4 protein-coding genes are annotated in these 8,726 nt (G+C 38.8%); 2 read left to right on the forward strand and 2 right to left on the reverse strand.

Annotated features, from left to right (window positions below; all coding sequences use genetic code 11):
• A partial coding sequence (locus tag AC1WHX_RS08315) for a hypothetical protein (RefSeq protein WP_481229134.1) occupies positions 1 to 1,020 on the forward strand: 1,020 nt, incomplete at its 5' end.
• A 140-nt stretch (positions 1,021 to 1,160) separates the two neighbouring features.
• Here the strand turns inward: AC1WHX_RS08315 and AC1WHX_RS08320 are convergent.
• Complete coding sequence (locus AC1WHX_RS08320) at positions 1,161 to 2,516, reverse strand: MATE family efflux transporter (protein ID WP_302544565.1); 1,356 nt, start codon at positions 2,514 to 2,516, stop codon at positions 1,161 to 1,163.
• A gap of 159 nt (positions 2,517 to 2,675) precedes the next feature.
• Complete coding sequence (locus tag AC1WHX_RS08325; protein WP_302544564.1) at positions 2,676 to 6,527, reverse strand: glycoside hydrolase family 3 N-terminal domain-containing protein; 3,852 nt, start codon at positions 6,525 to 6,527, stop codon at positions 2,676 to 2,678.
• A gap of 342 nt (positions 6,528 to 6,869) precedes the next feature.
• Here AC1WHX_RS08325 and AC1WHX_RS08330 point away from each other — a divergent pair.
• The coding region (locus AC1WHX_RS08330; RefSeq protein ID WP_481229135.1) for a Kelch repeat-containing protein at positions 6,870 to 8,726 on the forward strand (1,857 nt) is incomplete at its 3' end.

Genomic DNA, 8,726 nt, shown 5'->3' on the forward strand with positions numbered 1-8,726 from the left:
CTATATACACACATATCCATGAAAAATAAAATTCTTACCGGAGTATTATTATGTACTCTTTTTTCCTGTTCTCCTAAAATTGTATTAAACAAGATACAGGAATATCCGTCTTTATCTCAAGAAGATACAATTATGGTCGTAAATGAGGGAGAAAAAGTCCCGGTCGCTGCAACTTTGATAGGACAAGTTGCTATTTTAGACCGAAGTTTTACTATTCGATGCCGATATGATCAAGTACTAAAAATAGCCAAAGAAGAAACAAGAAAAGCCGGAGGAGATATTCTGCAAATCACCGATCACCTTTTACCGGGTGTCGCAAGTTCCTGCCACCAAATTTCAGGAAATATTCTCAAATCCGGCATATCCGATTCTACATACAACACACAAACGACATTCTACAATTATAGTGTAAATAATGTCTTAAACAAAGTACGCCCGTTACCTCCAAGAGTCGATTTTTCATTCAATGTCGGTTACGGATGGTTACCTAAAACAGAAGGGCTCACCGGGGCAGATAAACAATTCGATGATAAACTGACTTCCGGACTTGCATGGGATTTGGTATTCCATCATTATATTAAAAATTTCGGATGGGGAATTTTTTATTCAGGGTACAGTTCTGACAGTTATTACGAAAAGACGAACATGGATCATAATGCCTTATTTTCATATATCGCACCTTTATTTTGCACAAAATATTCGTTCAATAAAAACTGGATGATAAACGGAGAAGTCGGTATCGGATATTTAAAATTCTCAGACAAAATATCTTCAGGAATTGAAAAAGGAAAAACCTATGTATCGACTATCGGGTTTAATTATGGAATCGGAATCGAATATAAACTTAACAAACACATGGGAATAGGTATCTCATTCAATGAAATCATAGGTTCTGCATTCCTGAAAAACATAAAGATGGAAAATGTACATAGTACCATAGTTTATAACGACTATGACAGAATAAACTTAAACCGGTTTAATTTACTTGGAGGTATCCGTTTTTATTTCGGAGACAGATAATAAATAATCAAAATATTCCGTACTATCCGGTAGAATGTCCGATAGTACGGAATATTTTTCATTGCCGGCCAACTCATTAGAACTTGCTTAGCTCCTGTTGCAACAAAGAAATTCAGAATATTTTCACTATCCGATCCGGACTACACGATTTTCGAATTCTTCATCTTATACCTGAAACGAGAATAAAACAAGACTCCTGCCAAAGTCAGACCAATCGGAAATCCCCACCAGATACCCATAGCACCACCCCGACAAACAAAGCCAAATAAATATGCCGCAGGCAAACATACGAGGAAATAACTGACAAACGCAATTAAGGCCATAGGTTTCACATCTCCTATTCCCCTTAAAGCATTTGCATAGGCAACTTGCAAGCCATCTCCGAACTGATATACCATAGTCGGTATTATCAACAATGCTACGATTCCGTTCACTTCTTCCGAATCTGTAAACAGATAACCCACCTGTTGTCGGAACAAAGCCATTATGATTACAATACATACGGCCAAAAGTATTATTACATGAAATCCGGCATTTGCTATCGATCTTACTTTATTCATCTCTCCTGCTCCTTTAGCATTACTTACCAAAATCGTAATAGCCGACCCGATACCGTAATAAAGCATAAAACCGATCGTAGTAAAAGTTGCAACGGCCTGATGTGCCGCCAATGCTGCCGTACCGATCCATCCCATCATAATAACACTCAAATTGAAAGATCCGGTTTCCATCCCCATTTGCAAAGCAATAGGCATTCCCATTTTGGTTAAATGAAGCAATTGCTTCCCCGAATCACCTTTAAGATGACGAAAGCCTTCTTTAAATCTGCCATAACGAGACGTAAAGAAAAACAGATACACAAAAACCGACAACGTGAAAATACGAGATAATAATGTAGAGAATCCTGCTCCGAGCAGTCCAAGTTCTGGGAAAAAACCCGGGCCGAATATCAATAAATAGTTACCTATAATATTCAGCACATTACCGCACAAAAGTATGTACATCGAGATACGAGTATCCATAATACCATCGGCAAATTGCTTGAAAGCATTAAATAGCATGATAAAAATCAAACCCGACAAATGAATCAAGAAATAGGGTTTAATTAAAGGCAAAAGTTCTTCCGGTTGTCCCATCCGGTCTATATTAACATAAACTACGGACATAACCCCGATCAGTAAAATCGCTAAAAGCAAATTGGCGATAAGACCATATCGAAGAGTCTGACCGGCTTTTGCTACCTGATTTTTTCCGACCAAATTCCCGATCAACGGAGTAAGCCCCAAAGAAAAGCCTAAAGCAAACATCAACGGAAGATTAAAAAGATTATTTACAAAAGATGCTGCAGCCAACTCCTCCGAAGTATGATGACCAACCATTATATTATCGGCAAATCCGACGATGATAATACCCAACTGTCCTATCATAATCGGAACTCCCAATCTCAACAATGCTACATAATGATCCCGGTATAATCGAAATGTTTTTTTCAACATACTACACTTTTATCAAATCAAAGGTTGCAAAGATATAAATCTTATTTCAAATCGATGACCATATAAGTTCGGGAATATTAAAGTCTGTCTAAAAGAAAGGCGGTATCCCACAATGGAACACCGCCTTTACTCAACAAACTAACTCTATATACTTACGATTCACAATCCTATTAACAAAGAATTAGAAGCAGAACCTTTCATCCATTCTTCAACCGTCGACCAACGGATCGGTGAAGCACCTTCCAAAACGACCGTTTGCAAGGCTGGGACACCGTCCCAAGCTGTAGATGACAAATCTATACGTAAACGAACTTTGTCACCTTTTTTTAATCCTGCCAAAGAATATTCATTTTCTCCGCTCTTCAACTGTACCGATTTAGAATCGATTACTTTTCCGCTATTATCTGCAACCTCAACAAAAACCTGAATTTTTCCACCGGCATTTAATTCTGCCCACGCTTTCATTTTTTCAACAGCCGAATCCATAGGACGCCAATCGGTTACTTTCTGAGCTTTACGCATAGCTTCCACACCATTTGTATAAAGTTCTTTTACGGCTTTCTCATCCATCGTCGTACGGGCAACAAGAACATCATCTATAATAAATTTACCTGATGAAAAACGCTGAGACCCGGCAATACGTTCCAGTGGTCCGGCAAAAGGTTTCTGGAAAGCCTTCTTATCCAAACGACCGTCTATGTAAATCGCTCCTTCTTCTTTCTCAGGATTGTAGGTATAAACATAATGTATCCATTTTCCCGATTGCAATTTATTGTTACCGCGAACGTCGCTATTTTCGTAAGAAAGAATCGTTTTTTCTTGGAAAATACCGGCTGCCAACCGTGTTCCGGTTACATCGACATCCGCCCCCATCGGAGCTTGTCCACCGAAGAACATAGCCTGACCGTTATCCATCTGGTTCAGATAAACCCATGCTGCCAAAGTAAACGGTTTCCGGTACAGGTCCATACCACCTGCATCGACAAAAGTCTCTTTTTTGTCTTTCTTAAAACCCTTTCCGTTTTTGCCGTTGATAATTTGGGCTTTACCTTGAATCGGCAACATTTTTCTGGTAATCTCATTTTTGACTTCTTTATCTGTCGCTCCTTCGAAAGTTATATAAGCCAACGGGTCTTGCAATGCCAATCCGATTCCTCCCGGAACAATCAATTGTTGCTCTGCTTCAGTACCGACTTTCACACGGAATGTACCGGAACGAGGGAATGCGTATTTAATTTCGACACGCTGACTAGCTCCAGCATCCAAACGCAACGGTTGTGATGCAATAGTTACGCCTTCTACTTTCACATCCAAACTCTTATTAAAAGGTTCACTTCCTACATTTCGTGCCTCTGCGACATAAACCATTTCTCCTTTCTCGGTCATATTGATCGAACTACCTTCCAAAACGAGTTTTGCCGGAACTTTCGAAACTTTTAAAGGAACGGATTTTATCTGATCATCCAAAATTACGGTTAAAGTCTGATTGCCGCTTGCATACATCTGCACATCAAAAACCATTTCTTTTGTTTCTCCGGCTTCGATCTCAGCACGACGATCATCTAAGAAACTATTTCCATACAATTTAACATCAGCGATATCCAATAAATTTCCGCTGTTCTTCACCTTTACGACCACCTTAAACGATTCTCCGCCTTTTACACTTTTCGGTGCCGATACGGTATATTCAAAATCTGCTTTGTAGTCTTTATCGACCGTAAACTCACCGGAAATACCTTGGCTCGGATCTTTAAAACCGATTTTCTGCTTATGTTCGGTAGAACCTTTTGGCGGTTCAGGACAAACTCCTCCGACATGCATTCTGAATTTTCCAGCTTCCAAAACTCGTTTCATATCCGGATTCAATAAAGAAAGCAAATAAGGGTTCAGTTCGAAAGTAACGGTTTTCTTTTCTCCCGGTTTCAAGAAAACACGCTTAAATCCTTTCAAATCTATAACTGCGGTATTTACCGAAGCTACCAAATCGGTTATATATAACTGAGCTACTTCTTCACCCGGCCTTTTCCCGGTATTTTCAATATCTACTGAAACAGTCACAAAACCGGGATCTCCGCTTTTAGTAGTAGCTTTAAGGTTAGAATAACGGAATGTCGTATAACTCAATCCATGACCGAAACGGTATAATGGAGTAAACGGCATATCATAATAGTCATAATTACGTCCGGAAGTTTCATAATTATACCACAAAGGCAACTGTCCCGGATGACGAGGGAATGAGATAGGCAAACGTCCGGACGGATTCTCATCACCAAAGATAATGTCTGCAGTTGCATTACCGCCTTCTTCTCCCGGATACCAAGTTTCAAGAATAGACTCGATATTTTCATCTTCCCATGTCAATGTAAACGGTTTACCATTTACCAAAACCAGCACGACAGGTTTTCCTGTTGCTTCGACAGCTTTAATTAATTGTCGCTGTACTCCCGGTATTTCTAAAGTAGCACCATCAACATTTTCTCCCGTAGTACTTTTTTTGTTTCCGTTCTCATGTCGGTTCGAATTATCTCCCACAACAAGAATCACGGCATCAGCCTGTTTCGCAATATTCACAGCCTCTGCAAAACCTGTAGTATCCATATCGAGTTGCGTACAACCTTGCGCATACAAAACTTTTGTAGAAGGACTCACATGGTTTTTGACACCTTCTAAAACCGAAATTATCTGACCGGGTGCATATTTTGCAGAGTAGTCACCAGTCTGTCCCTGATCTGCATTCGGACCGATCACAGCGATTGTCTTGATATTTTTATCCAACGGAAGAAGATTATTTTCATTTTTCAGAAGAACCGTACTTTTTACTGCTACTTTACGTGCCAAAGCCCGATGTTCGGGAGTATCATATTCCGGAAGTTTGTTCCAAACCATATTTTCAATACTCGGTCTATCAAACAATCCCAAGCGCATCTTAGCTCTGAATACTCGACGCAGGTTGGCATCCAATTCGCTTTCTTTTATAATGCCTTTCTTTACTGCCGAAGCCAACGCCTTTTTATAAGCCGATCCACATTCGATATCTACTCCGGCACGAACAGCCATAGCGGCAGCTTCTTCCATAGTACCCACAACAGACTGTTTCCGCTGAATATTTTCAGGGCCGCTACAATCAGAAACGACAAAACCTTCAAATCCCCATTCTTCACGAAGGATTTTCTGAAGCAACTCTTTCGAACCGTTATCAGGCACTCCGTTCCAAAGCCCATAAGCCGCCATAACTCCGAATGCATTCGCCTCTTTAATAACATCGCGGAAAGGTGCTAAATGAATATTACGCATTACTCTATCCGACAATCCGTAATCATGACTATCACGACCGCCGACCGGTTGTCCGTGACCGGCAAAATGCTTAGGACAGGCAAACATGTGTTCACCCTGAAAACCCTTGATCCATGCGACACCTATACGACCAACGAGATAAGGATCTTCACCATAAGTTTCCTCGACACGTCCCCAACGGGCATCACGCGCCACATCCAACACCGGAGACCAAGAAACCCGTAAATTTGCAGCTTTAGCCTCAATTGCCGTAGCTTTACCGACTTCTTGTATTAATTCCGTATCAAACGTACTACCCATATTAATCCCGTGTGGAAATATGGTAGAACCGGTAGCATAAGACTGGCCGTGCAATCCTTCGGTTTTCAACATTGCAGGAATCTTCAACCGAGCAATGCCCTTTGAACCCCAGCTATCACTCAATTGAATTACTTTCTCCTCAAGAGTAAGCCGGGGCAATAAGTCATCGATACGTTCCTCAATAGGAATGTTCGGATTTAAATACTTTGGAGTCTCTTTACTCACTTGTTGAGATACGCCCGCATTTGCCATCGAACGATTGTAAGCTTCTTCGAGATCCATACCTTCCATTTCACAAGGACAGATCTCTTCCGTTACTGCCTTATCATTTATTTCTCTTTTGTCTTTCGTGTCGGCAAAAGAAATAAACGACCCCACCAGTAACGCAGGCAAAACAATTCTCCATGTTTTTTTCATTCTGTGTGTGTTTTTAATTATTGATTAGTAATTTAAAACGAGCCAAGCAACCGGAAATTTCTCCCGACTACAAAATTTGTTACAAAAATATTCTTGAACAATTATCTTTTCACTTTATAGAGAATTAAAATGCACTTAAAAAAACGGTAAATTGAAAAATTAATCGGCAACCTTTATCAAAGACTCCAGCCATGCATATACATTTTAAAATAATTATATTTAGAAATATCTCTTTTTCAAAAAATAGCAGAATAAATGTTCTCCTTTCATTTTTTTATTACATTTGTAATGTCAAAACAGGATGGATATACAATATCAAGATATAACACACACATTATCATCATGAAAAAACTTTTTGTCATATTTTGCTTATTATGCAGCATTTCTGTTTATTCTTCTGACATAAACGGCGGATTATTTTTCAGATCACACCAACAACCGGGAACAATACGCACACGACTTGTATTGAATGGAGGAAAACCTATAAAAATAGAAAACGGAAGAACCATATCATTCGACCTCATGCTGCGAAAAGAGATTGTATGGGGATATGTCGTGAGAATCATTACAAATACACAAAAAAATATAGATCTCGTATATCTTGCCAACAAGAAAAACGATCGTTATCCGGCATGGATACTCAACGAAAGTCAACATCCGATTACACAAGATCTGACATACAATAAATGGATACCGATAAGCGTCAAATTAATGCCGAAAGATAATAAAATCACTTTTTCGTTCGGATCGATTCAAAGCACTCAATCTTTTGATTTTTCAGGATGTAAAAATGTGACTATCCATTTCGGGACTTCCGGAATCAAAAACTTTCAAGTCGGAGATGTCGCTCCCATCAACATTAAAAATGTACGAGTATTAGACAATAAAGACAACGAAATATATCATTGGGAGCTAAAGCAACATGCAGATAGTATCTGTTATGATCTCATAAAACAATGTCCCGCAATTACAGAGAATCCTATATGGCTCATCGATAATCACTCTTCCTGGAATCAATTATACAAACAAAAAATTAAAGGAAATCCCCAAATCACATATAATTCTGACAAAAATTTATTTTACATCATTAACGGGAGCAATCAACTGACCGTACTTAATCCTATCACACAAAAGTCATATTCGATAAATAATATCAAAGGGAAATTAGCCAGCGAAAAAAACAACCAAATAACTTATGACCCATACAATCACAGGCTTATATCTTACAGCCTTGACCAGAAATCAATTTCGGTATTCTCACCGGAGAACAATTCTTGGAGCGGGACTTTCACGAACAGTATAGATCCGGCCTATATACACCACACTGTGGCTATATCTCCTAAAGATACCTCTTTAATTACGTTCGGAGGGTATGGATATTATCTGTATAAAAACACGTTGTTCAAGGTAAATTTAAATACTCATCGATGGGACAGCCTTCAAATCAAAGAGATTTCACCCCGATTTTCCGCCGTATCGACAATCATAAATAATACTCTTTATATCTTCGGTGGCAAAGGAAGCAAAAACGGACGCCAAGAAGAAGTCAGTCATAACTTATATGACCTGTATGCTGTCGATTTAACAACATTCGAAGTAAAAAAAATATGGGAAATCAAATCAAATATTGAAGAAGAGACAGAGCTTTTGTTAAGAGGGAATATGATTTATAGCCCGACAGATTCATGTTTTTACGCAATAAATGTCTCAAAATCACAAGGTTATTTAGTCCGGATTTCGTTAAATCGTCCTGAAATAAAAAGATGTTCAACCAATATAGGAGACATGTCGGCAGGGTATTTATTTTGTAATCTGTACTACTCTCCCGACAGCAGCAAACTATATACAATATTTAACAGGGAAATAAGGAATAGCGATCCGGAAGTCTCTATTTATTCGATAGATTTCCCGCCGATTGCATTAAAAGACACGATTCAAAAAGCCCCTTCGAAAAATAAGTTATGGGTAGGAGTTATCACCTTTCTGATTTTTTTATCGGGCTACGGTTTATATAAATTCTCTCGTCGAAAAAAAGATAAGAAACCGGTCTCTATCGAAATAAAAGAAAAAGAAACAGCTCCTCAGGAAGAAATCAAAAAGACATTTGACAGATCAAAAAGTTGCATCAGCTTATTAGGTGGATTCAATGTCAAAGATAAAGAGGGAGGAGATATAACAAACCAATTTACTCCAATACTA

The sequence above is a fragment of the Coprobacter sp. genome (genome assembly GCF_982436375.1).

Excerpts from the sequence above, each read along its gene's own strand:
- AC1WHX_RS08320 (WP_302544565.1), bottom strand. The coding sequence starts at position 2,516 with ATGTTGAAAAAAACATTTCGATTATACCGGGATCATTATGTAGCATTG.
- AC1WHX_RS08325 (WP_302544564.1), bottom strand. The coding sequence starts at position 6,527 with ATGAAAAAAACATGGAGAATTGTTTTGCCTGCGTTACTGGTGGGGTCG.